Origin of the sequence: Rothia endophytica (assembly GCF_039543885.1) — a bacterium.
Classification (GTDB): Bacteria; Actinomycetota; Actinomycetes; order Actinomycetales; family Micrococcaceae; genus Rothia; species Rothia endophytica.
Genome location: NZ_BAABKP010000001.1, coordinates 1,192,626 through 1,206,597 on the forward strand (window position 1 = coordinate 1,192,626; position 13,972 = coordinate 1,206,597).

At 54.3% G+C, this 13,972-nt stretch carries 12 protein-coding genes; 6 read left to right on the forward strand and 6 right to left on the reverse strand.

Annotated elements, in window-relative coordinates:
- Positions 1–35: 35 nt before the first annotated feature.
- Both pepN and ABD982_RS05405 read left to right on the forward strand, forming a co-directional pair.
- Positions 36–2,672: an aminopeptidase N gene (pepN, locus tag ABD982_RS05400; protein WP_345445360.1), complete on the forward strand. Its 2,637-nt coding sequence runs from the start codon at positions 36–38 to the stop codon at positions 2,670–2,672.
- Between the two features lie 147 nt (positions 2,673–2,819).
- On the forward strand, positions 2,820–3,983 hold the full coding sequence (locus ABD982_RS05405) for a hypothetical protein (protein WP_345445362.1): 1,164 nt from the start codon (positions 2,820–2,822) through the stop codon (positions 3,981–3,983).
- Positions 3,984–4,111: 128 nt separating this feature from the next.
- Here the strand turns inward: ABD982_RS05405 and ABD982_RS05410 are convergent, their stop codons facing one another.
- The 4 genes from ABD982_RS05410 to ABD982_RS05425 form a co-directional block, all read right to left on the reverse strand.
- A complete protein-coding gene (locus ABD982_RS05410; RefSeq protein ID WP_345445364.1) occupies positions 4,112–5,335 on the reverse strand; it encodes an LCP family protein in 1,224 nt (407 codons plus the stop codon).
- Between the two features lie 162 nt (positions 5,336–5,497).
- Positions 5,498–5,755, reverse strand: coding sequence for a type B 50S ribosomal protein L31 (locus tag ABD982_RS05415; RefSeq protein ID WP_237202714.1), 258 nt, complete (start codon positions 5,753–5,755; stop codon positions 5,498–5,500).
- 168 nt (positions 5,756–5,923) lie between these two features.
- On the reverse strand, positions 5,924–6,799 hold the full coding sequence (locus tag ABD982_RS05420; RefSeq protein ID WP_345445367.1) for a TrmH family RNA methyltransferase: 876 nt from the start codon (positions 6,797–6,799) through the stop codon (positions 5,924–5,926).
- A 72-nt stretch (positions 6,800–6,871) separates the two neighbouring features.
- Positions 6,872–7,657, reverse strand: a complete 786-nt coding sequence (locus ABD982_RS05425) for an ABC transporter ATP-binding protein (RefSeq protein WP_345445369.1) — start codon at positions 7,655–7,657, stop codon at positions 6,872–6,874.
- Between the two features lie 119 nt (positions 7,658–7,776).
- On the opposite strand from ABD982_RS05425, the gene serB reads away from it, so the two are divergent.
- A complete protein-coding gene (gene serB / locus ABD982_RS05430; protein ID WP_345445371.1) occupies positions 7,777–8,712 on the forward strand; it encodes a phosphoserine phosphatase SerB in 936 nt (311 codons plus the stop codon).
- A gap of 87 nt (positions 8,713–8,799) precedes the next feature.
- On the opposite strand, the gene ABD982_RS05435 is transcribed toward serB, so the two are convergent.
- Complete coding sequence (locus ABD982_RS05435; protein WP_251379996.1) at positions 8,800–9,540, reverse strand: SDR family oxidoreductase; 741 nt, start codon at positions 9,538–9,540, stop codon at positions 8,800–8,802.
- Positions 9,541–9,670: 130 nt separating this feature from the next.
- A complete protein-coding gene (fabG, locus tag ABD982_RS05440; protein WP_345445374.1) occupies positions 9,671–10,381 on the reverse strand; it encodes a 3-oxoacyl-[acyl-carrier-protein] reductase in 711 nt (236 codons plus the stop codon).
- Positions 10,382–10,576: 195 nt separating this feature from the next.
- On the opposite strand from fabG, the gene ABD982_RS05445 reads away from it, so the two are divergent.
- From ABD982_RS05445 to ABD982_RS05460, 3 genes are all read left to right on the forward strand, one after another.
- Complete coding sequence (locus ABD982_RS05445; protein WP_345445376.1) at positions 10,577–11,086, forward strand: DUF3099 domain-containing protein; 510 nt, start codon at positions 10,577–10,579, stop codon at positions 11,084–11,086.
- 386 nt (positions 11,087–11,472) lie between these two features.
- Positions 11,473–12,432, forward strand: coding sequence for an SURF1 family cytochrome oxidase biogenesis protein (locus ABD982_RS05455; protein WP_486374956.1), 960 nt, complete (start codon positions 11,473–11,475; stop codon positions 12,430–12,432).
- Positions 12,433–12,918: 486 nt separating this feature from the next.
- Positions 12,919–13,647: a metal-dependent hydrolase gene (locus ABD982_RS05460; RefSeq protein ID WP_345445382.1), complete on the forward strand. Its 729-nt coding sequence runs from the start codon at positions 12,919–12,921 to the stop codon at positions 13,645–13,647.
- Positions 13,648–13,972 lie beyond the last annotated feature (325 nt).

Consider the following 13,972-nt stretch of genomic DNA (forward strand, 5'->3'; position numbering starts at 1 on the left):
GGAGTTTTCAGCTGTCTGCAACTACGATAAGTGATGTGAATAACGAGAATCTGACCCAAGAAGAAGCCAGCCAGCGCGCCAGCATTATTAGCGTTGATACCTACGATGTGCACGTTGATCTCACCAATGCAACGAGCGACTTTGCCACCTACCCCACTGCAACCACCGTCAAATTCACCGCAGTGGCCGGTGAATCAACCTTCATTGACTACATTCACCAGTCCCTGGATTCAGTTAAACTCAATGGCGTAATGCTGAATACAGAGGATGTCGTCGAAGGGTCACGAATTACCCTGCCCAACCTACAGGCAGAAAACCAGCTGACCATCAAAGGGCGCTCCTACTTCAGCCGTTCGGGCGAAGGTCTACATCGGTACGTTGACCCCGCAGACGGCAAAATCTACCTCTACACCCAGTACGAACCAGCTGATTGTAGACGTGTCTTTCCTGTTTTTGAGCAGCCTGACCTCAAAGCTATCTTCAACTTCCGTGTCACCGCCCCCAAAAAGTGGGTGGTGAGTTCCAACGCTGAACTGGACCGTGAAATTGAGGACCCCTCAGATTCCAGCATCACTAAGCGGGTGTTTAAACCAACTGCCAAGATTTCTACCTACATCACCACCATCCTGGCGGGTGAGTACTTCACTGCGTTTGATACATACACCCCTCAAGCCAAGGTCAATTCAGGGACAATCCCACTGGTTGCTTACTGCCGCCAATCTCTCAAAGAACACTTTGATTATGGGAACATCTTCACCGTTACCAAGCAGGGCCTCGACTACTTTCAAGACCTCTTTGACTACCCCTACCCCTACCCCAAGTACGAACAGGCTTTTGTTCCCGAATACAATTTGGGGGCCATGGAGAACCCCGGACTGGTGACCTTTACCGAGGCTTATATCTACGTTTCTGGTGCCACAGCATCTCAGTATGAGTCCCGTGCCAACGTTATTTGCCACGAAATGAGCCACATGTGGTTTGGTGATTTAATTACCATGAAATGGTGGAACGATTTGTGGCTCAAAGAATCCTTTGCCGATTTCATGGGCCACCTGGGTGCCCGTGAAGCCAACGGGTTCGAGGACGCCTGGGTCACCTTCGCCAATTCACGTAAAGCTTGGGCCTACCGGCAGGACCAACTACCCACCACGCACCCCATCGTGGCTGAGATACCCCACCTTGAAGCGGCCCGCCAAAACTTTGACGGAATTACCTATGCTAAGGGTGCCTCGGCTCTCAAACAGTTGGTTGCTTACGTGGGCTTTGACCGCTTTATTGAAGCCGCTCGGATTTACTTCAAACGCTTCGCGTGGGGTAACACCACGCTAGAGGATTTTCTGGGTGTACTGAATGAGGTCTCAGACAGGGACGTACTCTCCTGGGCCAGCGCCTGGCTTCAGACCAGCGGGCTTTCGGAGCTTTCAACCCGCCGCGTTTTCGACGATGCCGGTAAGCTCTCCGAGCTGCGTCTGACCCAAACACTGCCCCCCGGCGTCCCGCCAGAACTCGGACGACCTCACCAGCTTAAGCTTGCGACTTATAGCCTCGAGGAAGATAAGCTACAGCAGACCGGGCTCATCAGCGTTGAGATTCCAGCAAATACCAATAATGTCATCCTTGATCTAACCAATGAAGAGAAGTCTCTGGTCGAAACCGCTGATCTGCTTCTGCTCAATGCTGAGGATCTGACCTACGCCAAAATCAGTCTGGCTGATGAAGAAGGCCGCGCTCTAGCACTGACTCACGTTTCAACCATCGATGATGCCCTTTCACGCGGCTTAATATGGGTTAGCCTGTGGAATCAGGTGCGCGATGCCAAGCTACCCGCTCGTCTCTTTGTGAATGCGGTGGCGCATGCCGCCTCCCAGGAGAGCTCAGCAACCCTGCTCTCTAATTTATTGAATCAAGCACAGGGGGCCATCTCGCTTTACACACCGGCAGCCCAGCGTGCGGAGCTCTGGGATTCTCTCTATTCTGCGTTGGAAAACGCCCTTGAAGCAGCGACACCCGGCAGTGACACCCAGCTCATTACTCTGCGTGCATTACTTGCTATCTCTGCCCACTCCCCACTGGGGTTGGAGCTTATCACTGATGTAGCACGAGGCGCCTGCCAAAGCGTGCCCGGTGATATAAGCGCAGCACCGGGTGTCAGCTGCAACCAAACCCTTGGCTGGAATGCTCTGGGAGCCTTGGCAACGCAGGATGCACTAACTCCTGAGACTCTCCATCAGGCGCGTGACCACAATTCATCTGCTACCTCGGAACGAGGTTTTGCTTATGCTGTGGCGGCCGCTCCGAGAGCCGAAGCAAAAGAGGCAGCTTTTGAAGCTGTTACAGGTGACGAGGGGCTGTCCAATGAACTTCTCTCAGCAACCGCCAGCGGCTACCAGCAGGGCCCAGAAAACCTCCGTATGATTCACCGAGACCGTTACTTCGAGCTGTTGCTGCCCACGTGGGAACAGCGTTCAATTGGCATGGCTACGCGAGTTATTCAGGGGCTCTACCCTAACGCAGATATCGCCGAAGGGATGGTCAACGAGAACCCGCTGATTGCAGCCACCGAAGAATGGCTGGCAAAGAACCCAGCAGCGCCAACAGCCCTGATACGCGTCATCCTTGAACTTCATGATGACGCCGTTCGTATTCTGAAAGCCCAGGCCACCTCGCGCTAAAATGAGTGCGAGACTTTGGTTACTAGCACCCTCAGAAAACCGTGAGAAACTGCTATTGACGCCGGTTTTGGTGGGGCACTTACCCGCCAAAACCGGCAAACCGTGAGAAGCTAGATACAGTAAAAACTTGCAGCTAAGGAGCGGACTTTGACCGACTACGTACTAGGCGATCGCGGCACCGTGCACATCATTACTGATGATTTCTATGATGCCGAAATTCTTCAGGTATTTGAAGAACTCCAAATTGATCGTGAACGTGTTTGGAACGGTGAAGCCCGTCTGTTGCCCGAACCGGATAACCCCTATCAGCCCCACACCATCGCTGTATATGTAGATGACCTCAAAGTCGGCCGCTTCTCTGAAAAAGACGCTGACAGCTACTGGGCCCCCATCACCCGCGTGGTGGCATCGGGTTATGAAGCTGTAGCTCACCTGCAACTGACCGCTGTGCTACGCAGGCTGAATGGAGATAGCTTTATTGAAAGTACCGGCACCCTATCTCTAAGCGCACCAGGTTCCCTCTTCCCCCTTAATCAAGCACCAACTCAGGCAGCTCTTTTGCCCCAGGGCTCCTCCATCAAAGTACTGGACGAGAAAAACCACTCAGAATACCTGCACGGCATTCTGCCTGGCTCAGGTGAGGGCCGTGTGATCCTATCCCTAGAGAACAATCCCATCAAACACAGCGATGGTCGGCTAACAGAGTGCGTTGAAGTTTTCCATGACCGCAAAATGGTAGGACGCCTTTCAACCCAAATCTCTGAGCAACTCGCCCCTGTCATTCGTTATGCCTATGATCACGATAGGCTAACCAGCGCGTGGGGTACGATTCGCGGTAATGCCTTTGAACTTTCGCTGACTGTTCAGGCTGTGCGCCCCAGTGAAATCAGTGACGAGTGGTTTGAGCACCTGCCCAACAACGTCCCAGAGCTCCTGCCTTTGGCGGATAACTATGATGTTCCAGATGCCTACGTGGCAACCGACGGTGAACTTCACAGAGCCAGCACAACTAAGAAGAAGAGAGGCTTCATTGGCTCACGGCCTGCCTCTGAAACCGGTAATGTTCAGGATTCCCCGGACCAGGATTCCACTACTCCAGGTGCCCCGCTAGGTTTACAGCGCATTGCTGTGCTCTTAGGCGTTATAGGCGGCATTGTGTTGGTAATTGGTCTGGTCCTCATTTTCTACAAACCAATGCTCGGGATCCTCGGAGTAGTTTTGGGCGCCTCAGTTGCTTTCCTTGCTCTCTTCTTCGGTAGGGAGAACTCCTATGATGAAGAGGCAGTGTCTGAAGACCCCCTTGAACACTAGATGGACCATTAGATTGGCCTAAACATCACTCTCATCCCAACCAATAAAGCTGTGGCGGTCCTCCCTTGAGGGAGGACCGCCACAGCTTTTTAGCAGCTTTACTGTTGAATCGCTAGAGGCTCGCGGGCTTAGTCAGCACCGTAGCTTGAGATGTAGCTACCCATAGTGTTGGTGCGCAGTGCGTTCGATAAAGCGCCGGTAGCTTGACCATCGAGTACCACGATTGACTGACCATCAGCAGACCAACCAGAGCCAGAATTAGGCAGGGTCATAGAAACTAACTGGGTATTGCCGTTGCTGAGAACAGGTTGAGCAATGTCCACAATCTGACCGGCAGATAAACCTGAATCCACTGTCATGTAGGGAGAAATGGATTCAATGACCGGTAAAAGCTTGGAAGCCGAGGACAGCGCACCCTCGGAGCGCATCTGGTTATAGACTCCGCGCAGGAAGGCACGCTGGTTACGCACTCGCTGGTAGTCACCGTCCGAGAAGTTATAGCGTTCGCGAACAAAGACCAGAGCCTCTCCACCGGTCATCTTATTGGGGCCCTGGGTAAAACTGTAACCTGGTGTTGATGCGGTAAAAGCTAGCGGAACATCGACGGTCACACCACCGAGAGTATCTACCAAGGCTTTAAATCCTTGGAAATCAATCTCAGCTACGTGGTCCATCTTGATTCCTAGTAGCTGCTCAAGAGTAGCTACCTGCAGGGAAACCCCACCGTAGTTGAGGCCAGCATTAACCTTTGCTGAACCGTAGCCGGGGATGTTGACCCAGGTGTCTCGCATGATGGAGATGAGGTAGGCAGCAGAGCCATCCTCAGGAATGTGCAAAACCATGATGGTATCTGCGCGTGCACCTGAGACCTGTGCAGCTTCAGCACCGGAACGCTGATCAGATCCGAGGAGCAGAATATCAGTAGAGCCGGTCTCTACGGGTTGGCTGGTTGCTACGCCACCTTCAAGTGCGTCTGGAATACCGTTACCGTTGGCATCTCCTTCGCTGGCATTGGTATCTGCCAAATCTGAGCCGTCAGCATTAGTAATTTCCGCGTTAGCTCCGCTCTTGACGAGATCACGCAGGGCAGCATCGTCGCTAATTGATAGGGCTGATCGGAATTCTTCAAGATCAACACCCTCTAAAGAAGTACCCGGAATGGTTTCTCCGTTGGTTGCAATTGAAGGTGAGAGAGCTTCACCCTCAAACTTCTCGGTACCATTGATGGCCCTAACCACTGTAAAAATGTAAACGCCTACTGCTAGCAGTAGCGCAAGAAGTAAAATAAGCAGAACGAGCAGAATTTTATTGCGTTTTTTCTTTGGTTTTACCTCGACCGCACCAACAGACACGGCACCTCCTGGGATATGCAAGCGAAATACGCGCACCTGTAGCAGAGCTGATGCGCTGTGAATTGAACCTAATTCTACTGTTTTTAGATACAAAAACACCCCGCCAGCGATAAGAAATCGCGTTGCGGGGTGTGATGTTCAGCCTGAACTGCTGAAGAAAACTTATGCCTTCTTGCCGAAGTTAGCGAAGCGAGCATTGAAGCGCTCAACGCGGCCGGCGGCGTCCATGATGCGCTGCTTACCGGTGTAGAAGGGGTGTGAAGCTGATGAGATTTCAACTTCAACGAGGGGGTATTCGTTGCCGTCTTCCCACTTCTCGGTCTTCTGTGAAGTCATGGTTGACTTGGTGAGGAAGCTTTCGCCTGATGCGAGGTCGCGGAACAGAACGTAGTTGTAATCCGGGTGGATATCCTTCTGCATTTCTTACCTTTTCCTGCCCTGGATTTTGCCAGTGCATTTTTTGTAGCTACCGGGGCTGGTGCCTACCGGTGGTTGCGGTTTAACAACCGAGGGTCAACTCTACCACGGCTGTGAGAGCCTGTAAGCGGTCGTGAGACGGTGCTTGGTCACTTTCTAACTGGGTCAGCCTCAGGACGCAGTTGGGCGGGTTTCCCAGAAAGCTACAGCACTAGCTGCAGCAACGTTCAGGGAGTCGACGCCGTGGCTCATGGGAATCATGACAGTGTATTGGGTAGCTGCAAGTGTTGTTGGTGAAAGCCCATGCCCTTCAGTGCCTAGAATCAGGGCCAGTTTCTCGTCTTTTCTAGCCGAAAGTTCCGAGAGCGTTAAAGAGTCAGCTTCTAAGGCTAGGGCAGCCGTGGTAAAGCCGGCGCGGTGAAGGATATCCAGATCAGCTGGCCAGTTCTCAAGGCGCGCCCAGGGGACCTGAAAGACCGTTCCCATGGACACACGGATGGAACGGCGGTATAGAGGGTCAGCGCACCTGGGCGTAACCAGAATGAGGTCTACGTTAAGAGCAGCTGCTGACCTGATAATGGCACCGACATTGGTGTGGTCAACGATATCTTCAAGAATGGCGATGCGGCGGGCATCCTTGACGAGCTCTTGAAGGTCTGCAGGTTCTGGGCGTGCCATCGCGGCCAGCGCTCCGCGGTGCAGGGCGTATCCAGTGGTGTTTTCAAGTTCTTGGTCAGTGCCGATATAAGCCGGGGTATCGGGGTAGTGAGCGAGAACGTCGTGCAGGTCGTCCGCCCATTTTTCGCTCATGATAAAGGCGATTGGTTGGTGACCTGCTGCCAGCGAACGGCGGATGACTTTTGAGGATTCTGCGATGTAGATGCCCCACTGGGGTTCCTGCTGGGCACGGAGTTTAACGTCCGTAAGGTCGTTAAAATATCGGCTGTGGTGCTGCGGCGCACTGGTGAGGGGCTGAGTATTGGGAAGGGCTTGGACGCGGGCGCTACGGTCTGCCAGGTCTTGGGCGCTGAGCTGTTTGGGTTTCATGAAGGCTTTCGGCACTGGGTATGAGTAGGCCCCGGTGATTGGTACCGGGGCTACTGGAGTAGTGGGGTGAAATTAGCGGGCGAAGGCGCTGAATCTTCCGTTACTGTGGGTGGTGAGGTCGAGGTCTAGCCCATAGGTGGCGGAGACATTTTCAGTAGTGATGGTCTCTTCGATAGGGCCTTCTGCCACTACTTTGCCGTCGCGTAGAAGAAGAGCGTGAGTAAAGCCAGCGGGGATTTCTTCGAGGTGGTGGGTGACTAGGATCGTGGCGGGAGCCGCTGGATCCACGGCAAGGTTGGTCAGGCGGCCAACTAGGTCTTCGCGTCCTGCGATATCCATACCCGCACCAGGTTCATCGAGGATGAGCATTTCGGGGTCGGTCATGAGGGCTCGGGCGATCAGGGCTCGTTTCTTTTCGCCTTCTGAGAGGGAGCCGAAAGTACGATCAGCCAGGTGGCCAATACCCCAATCGTCAAGGAGAGCCCTAGCCTGGTGATCGTCGAAGGAATCGTATTGTTCGTTCCAGCGCCCCGCAACACCGTAGGCTGCGGTGATAACCACGTTGAGCACGGTTTCTTTGATAGGAATTTGAGCGGCGACGGGGGCCGATGAGATGCCGATACGGGGGCGTAGTTCGAAGACGTCGACGGCTCCGAGAATTTCATCCAAGATATCGACCTCGCCAGCGGTCGGGTGCAGGCGGGCGGCTGCGATGGAGAGCAGGGTAGTTTTTCCTGCACCGTTGGGGCCTAGTACCACCCAACGTTGACCGTCTTGGACGGTCCAGTTAACGGTGTCGAGAATATTTTTGTTCCCTCTGCTGACGGTGACCCGGTTGAGTTTTAGTACTGATGCCATGTTGGCTATTTTAGTCTTTTTTGTTCTGGGGTGGGTAGTTAGTGTAGCTGATGGTTTTTTAGCGTGGTGGAATTGGTCAGTGTGCTGGGTGGTGGGGTGCTGTACAGTAATATGGGGGTATGTCTACTTCTTTTAATATCGTTGCAATTTCCCGTGCTGATGCTCCCGTGCTGGCTAGTGAGGAGCAGATTTTTGAGACTCTTAGCGCTGTTCCCGGTTTGGAGATTTCAGCTGGTCTGCTGATGGAGGTTCCAGAATCCTTCGTGGAGGGTGAGGTTCATGGTCCCTCTTACCGCGTGTATTCCGCCGCTGCTGAGTACTCTCAGGGCACGTTGGAGGACGCCCGCGGCTCGGTGGGGCTACTGAACCCTGCAGATACTTTGGGATTTGATGTCAACATCGTTCCCGATCATCTGGCTGAGGATGAGAAAAAGTTGCTCATCATGGATGTCGATTCAACCCTCATACAGGCTGAGGTCATTGATGAGCTTGCCCTGCTGGCTGGCTCTGGTGAGCAGGTGGCTGATGTGACAGCACGTGCGATGGCTGGTGAACTGGATTTTGAAACCTCCCTCCGCGAGCGCGTTGCTACCCTTGAGGGCTTGGATGAGTCTGCGTTGACCGGTGTTGCTTCTTCGGTGTTGTTTTCAGCTGGTGCGCGAAAGCTTGTTGAGGTCTTTTTGAAGGCTGGGCACGAGGTGTGTGTGGTTTCGGGTGGTTTTGTGCAGGTGCTCTCGCCCATCGCTGGCAAGCTGAATCTGTCTAAGGCTCGTGCTAACCTTCTGGAGGTCGCAGAGGGGCGTCTGACGGGCAGGGTTACCGGGGAGGTCGTGACTGCTGAGATTAAGCGTGATTCTTTGAAGGAGTGGGCTAAGGAGTTCGATGTGAAGAAGCAGCAGGTTATCGCTGTGGGTGATGGTGCGAATGACATTTTGATGCTGAACGAAGCGGAACTGGGTATTGCTTTTAATGCGAAGCCGGCTCTCGCTGAGGTTGCTGATGCTCAGATTAACCTGATGCGTTTGGATGCTGTCCGCCACTTTGCGGGGATCTAGTTAGATTCCTTATTGGTACATTAACCAGAGGACGCCGCCCCGTAAGGTGCGGCGTCCTTTTGTATTCAGCTCGATGGTTGGGTGGGGCTACTTGGTGAAGCCGCCAGCGCCGCCTACGAGTTCGACGTGGCCGGTTTCTACATCAGCGGTAACCATCTTGGCTACCTCGGCTGCGAACTCGGCAACGGTGTAGAGCTTGCCGGCTTCTTCGCGGCGTGCCTCAATAGCACCGGGGTGCAGGCGGTTGAGCAGAGCAGCGGTGACAGTGCCTTCAATCATGTCAGCGGACACTACCACCAGGGAGATGTCTTTCTCTGCGAGCGCAGGGACCTCTGCTAGTAGGGCGTCTTCGCCGGCACGCTTGGACTCTGCGACGGGGGTGTATTCGGCCATGGTGGGTACTTCGCGGATGAAGTGTGCCTGGTGGCTGGTGACGAAGACGATGCGCCCGCCGGGGTTCATCTTGTTTGCGGCTAGGCGGGCTAGGCGCAATTGGGAGTCGCGGTTGAGGGTCATGGCATAGTCTTCGGGCATGCCGGACTCCATGCCTCCGGAAGCGTTGAGAATCAGGTAGTCGAGGCTGCCGAAGTTTTCGATAGCGGCATCAACGAGGGTTTGGGCGTCCTCTGCCTGGGTGACATCAGCGCCTACTGCAACGGCCTTACCGCCGGCTTCTTCAATGCCTGCTACAACCTTGTTGGCGCGGGGCGCTTTGGATCGGTAGTTAACGACCACGTTAGCGCCTTCACCGGCAAGCAGTGCAGCTGTATCGGCGCCGACTCCGCGTGAAGAGCCGGTGATGATGATGGTTTTGTTGGTCAGTGTCATGGTTGGTCCTTGCTGGTGGGTTGGGTGCTGGGTGGTTAGTGGCCCATACCTAGGCCGCCGTCGACGGGATGGAAGGAGCAGGTGCGAGCGAGCGAGCACTTAGAAGCGACTGGAATTGATTCCCGTCGTTTTAGTGGCCCATACCTAGGCCACCGTCGACGGGAATCACGGCGCCGCTAATGTAGCCCGCGCCTTCGCTGGCGAGGAAGAGGGCGACGTCTGCGATTTCTTTGGGTTCGGCGAAGCGGCGGGCGGGGATGACGTCGGTGTACTGCTTCTTGAGCTCATCTGTGAGGGCGTCGGTCATGTCGGTTTTGATGAAGCCGGGTGCAATGACGTTGGCGGTGATGTTGCGTGAGCCCAGTTCGCGGGTGATGGAGCGCGCCATGCCGACGAGGCCCGCCTTTGAGGCTGAGTAGTTGACCTGGCCGGGGTTGCCGTAGAGGCCTGAGACGGAGGAGATGAAGATGATGCGGCCGCGCTTGTTCTTGAGCATGCCCTTGGTGGCGCGCTGGGCGACGCGGAAGGCTCCGGTGAGGTTGGTGTCGATGACGCTGGTGAAGTCGTCTTCGCTCATGCGCATGAGTAGGGTGTCTTTGGTGATGCCGGCGTTGGCGATGACGATTCCGATGGGACCGAATTCTGTTTCTACTTCTTTGAAGGCTGCGTCGATGGAGGCTGCGTCGGTGACGTCAGCTTTGACGGCGAAGAAGTCTTTGGGGGTGTCGCCGGAGCGGTAGGTGATGGCTACGTTGTAGCCGGCGTTTTTGAATTCGGTGGCAATAGCTTTGCCGATGCCGCGGTTGCCGCCGGTGACGAGGACGGTCTGGTTTTCTGTCATGGGTTCACCTTCACGTGTGGGGGTGGGTTTTCTGGGTCTATCTTACGCCGCCTGACATGGGTGCGTGTCATTGGGTCAGGGGGCGCGTGTTATTTGCACTGCTCTGTTTAGATTGGTGGTTGGCTAGGGTTGGGGTGATAGGTGGGTCTAGACTGGTGTTGTTAGATAAAAAGGGCTGTGCAAGGGGTGGGGGTTGTGGCTCAGAAGTACTGGACGGCTGATGACTTAACGGCTGCCGGTTATAGTTATACCGGTGGGCGTGATGAGGTTTATTCCATTACCGATGCTTCGGCACCTCAGTCAGAGGGTGTCGATGCCCGCGCTAAGAGCTATGCCTTCAAAATGTTTCTGCGTATCATCTGTATCATCGCCGCCGTGTGGGTGGGTGAAGGCATATGGCAGTGGGTCTTCCTTGCTGGTGCTGCGATTATCCCTTGGCTGGCCGTAGTAGTGGCCAATGGGGACACCCGGCAGCAGGGCTCCGGTTTTTCCGCTTTTCTGCCGGAGGATCAGCGTCTTGCTATCGAGGCTGCCCAGGCCGATCGAGCAGCATATACCGAGGGGCAAGCCGGTCATACAAACGCGGGTAGTGAAGATGACCCAGAGGCTCATACGGTGAACCACCAGAGCTCTGTGCCTGAAAATGATGTGATCATCATTGAGGGTCAAATTGTAGATCCAGACGCAAACCAACAAGCTCAGTAACAGGCACAGAAGAAAGTCAGCGGTAAAAGTTATGGATCTTCTAGGTTCTCTTGCTGGAGGGCAACCCCAGCAGTCACATGTGACCGACAGCGGCGATTTCCTCAAGTGTTCCCGAAAAGGGTGCACCGCTGAGGCGGGTTACCGGCTTCTATGGAACAACCCCAAAATACATAGTCCTGAGCGGCGCAAGGTCTGGCTGGCGTGCCCAGAGCATACTGGCTATCTGCGGGACTTCCTGCATGCGCGCGGTTTTTGGAAGTCCACCGAGCCTCTAGGGCCAGCTGATTCATAGAATCTAACCCAGACGACCCTCCTCAGCCTGCACGGTCCTCGCGCAAAGGGTACAGTTGATGGAGTTTGTAGCTTAGGTTGGCAAGTGAGGTTTTGTGAAAAAATACGGATTTTTACTCTCTGGTAAATGGATGAGCCTTTTTGCGCTCACCATTCTTGCTGCGCTCCTTTGCCTCTACCTCGCTAACTGGCAGATGAGCCGTAAGCACGAACTGGACTTCTCTAACTCCCGCATCAGCACCAACTACTATGCTGATCCACTGAATTTCGCCGAGAACCCCGATCTTTTTGCTCAGCCTCACCCCGATTTGCGCTGGCACCCGGTTGAACTTCACGGCACCTACCTGCCCGAGCACCAGCTACTAGTGCGCAATCGCCCCTACAACGGTTTAAACGGCTATGAAGTGCTTGTTCCCTTTGTTACTGACCAGGGAAAGACGGTGCTGGTGAACCGCGGTTGGATGGAGGCCGCCTTCGGGGACGCCTCATCTACCGCCTATGACGTTCCTGCGCCCCCAGCCGGGCAGGTAACCATCATCGTGCGTCTCGTGGAAGGCGAAATCGATAATGGGGTCAGCGGAATCACCGGGCAGGTCTCTTCTATCGATCTACCAGAAATCGCTGAAATCACTGGCACTGACCTGGACACCGTCAACTACGGAATTATGGGCTCTGAAGACCCGGAGGTACCGACACCTGTCATCCAAGATAAGCCCGAGGAAGATTACGGACCCAATCTTTCGTACTCGGTGCAGTGGTACTGCTTTGCGGTCATGTTCTTCATCGCCTATTTCTGGTCGGCCCGTCAAAAGGTGCGAAACGATGAGCTGGACGCCCAGGTAGTTGCCGAGCTTGAAGCCTATTACGCGCAGTTTTACGACGCTGAGGGTCGGTACATTGGTGATGAAGACGAAGAAATAGTGCGCAGGCGCATGGAGTTTGTGGACGATATGCCAGCACATATGAAATCTATCGTTCGCCCGCGCCCGGCGCGTAAGAGCAACAAAATGACCGATGAAGAGGCAGAGGACGCTATCATCGACGGCTACCTCTAGGCCGCTTAACTCTAGCCAGTCAGTCCCAGCGCTGAGAGCATAGAAGAGCCCCCGCACCTCAGAAGGTGCGGGGGCTCTTTTACACGAAGTTCTTTTGAACCTAAGCCTGCTCTAGTAATGCCAGCAAAAGCTGCAAGGATGTGCTGTAAAGCCAACAGAACGGAGACACCCATGGGTGGGAGGTCCTCGAGTTGGTAGGGCATTTCGGTTGAAGTTTCAGCAGGGGTCGAAGATTCTGACTCTTGGGTATGTTGGTTCAGCGGTTGACTTTCGATATGAAATTAATAGAAAAGGCCGCCCTTGGGTGTGCTGGGCGGCAGAGCACTGTTATATACCACTCCCACTACTCTCTCTCTGGGCGAACAAAGGGCTGGTTTCTTTGGGATTTTTGGACGTAGATAATCCGCTCACCATCAGTTTTAGAACATATATTCGATAATGTGTTAAGGTTGTGCTTTCAAACCGCCGCAGAAGGGCCAGATCGCCATGATGGGTTACTCCCACTCCGTTAGCGCTGCCGCCACCTGGCTAGCACTGAATGAAAGCGGGCTCATTCACATTCAAGACACACCCACCCTCATTGTCACTACTCTAGTAGCAGCCGGCGCTGGCATGCTGCCTGATATTGACCACCACAGTGGCACCATCGCCCACTCCATTCCACCCGTTAGCCAGTGGGTAGCCCGGCTAGTCTCATCCATATCAGGTGGACACCGTAAAGGCACCCATTCTCTACTTGGACTGGCCGTTTTCTGGTACCTAGCCTATGGCGCTAATCAGCTTCTCTATCAGGGTATTCCATTACTGGCCCTAGCCCTTACTGGATTAGCAGGCGGTCTGGCACTGAGAGTATTCAAAGCACCGGGCGGCTGGCTGGGTGCCATTAGCCTATCGGTAGCTACACTCTACCTGGATGCTCTAGCCTACATGCCCTGGGCAATCCTGGCAGGTGCCACCGCGCACATCCTAGGGGACGCACTCACGGTGCGGGGCATCAACCCTTTTTGGCCACTGACGGTAAAACCTGCCGTTGCTAGCATGCTCTGGCGAAAAAGTGGCTATATGGCTCTACCCCTGCTGGGCGAAGCAGGCAGCGGCCGAGAAAATCTTCTGACCAGCATCCTGACGCTATATATTGGAGCCTATACCCTGGCAGAGTTGGGAATTCTTAGCACGTATCCCTTGGAAGGTGCGAGAGCCCTCCTGAGCATCTAGCCCCAAGGTCAAGAATCAGAGCTTAAAAAGAAGGTGAACCCCGCACAGATGCGGGGTTCACCTTTATAGAAATCGTTGAAGATGAGAGGCAGGGGTTTTTAGCCCTCGGTCCAAAAAACGTCGACCTCTACACCGTCTTCAGCGATTTCGGGGTAACGTACGTCGTGTGATTCCAGCATTGAATCATCCCTTTCAAGTAGCGGCCAACAACGATGTTGACCTATTTAAACCGTGACGACCTGTTTGTCACGACCCTCTTGATTGGCAACTGAACCATTGGCTCATCTGCTGGTTACAACTCTACGCAGGGTGCCTCAGGGGTTCC

Coding starts and splice junctions, on each gene's coding strand:
- ABD982_RS05415 (WP_237202714.1), bottom strand. CDS start 5,755: ATGCAGAAGGATATCCACCCGGATTACAACTACGTTCTGTTCCGCGAC.
- ABD982_RS05420 (WP_345445367.1), bottom strand. CDS start 6,799: ATGAAACCCAAACAGCTCAGCGCCCAAGACCTGGCAGACCGTAGCGCC.
- ABD982_RS05425 (WP_345445369.1), bottom strand. CDS start 7,657: ATGGCATCAGTACTAAAACTCAACCGGGTCACCGTCAGCAGAGGGAAC.
- serB (WP_345445371.1), top strand. CDS start 7,777: ATGTCTACTTCTTTTAATATCGTTGCAATTTCCCGTGCTGATGCTCCC.
- ABD982_RS05435 (WP_251379996.1), bottom strand. CDS start 9,540: ATGACACTGACCAACAAAACCATCATCATCACCGGCTCTTCACGCGGA.
- fabG (WP_345445374.1), bottom strand. CDS start 10,381: ATGACAGAAAACCAGACCGTCCTCGTCACCGGCGGCAACCGCGGCATC.
- ABD982_RS05460 (WP_345445382.1), top strand. CDS start 12,919: ATGATGGGTTACTCCCACTCCGTTAGCGCTGCCGCCACCTGGCTAGCA.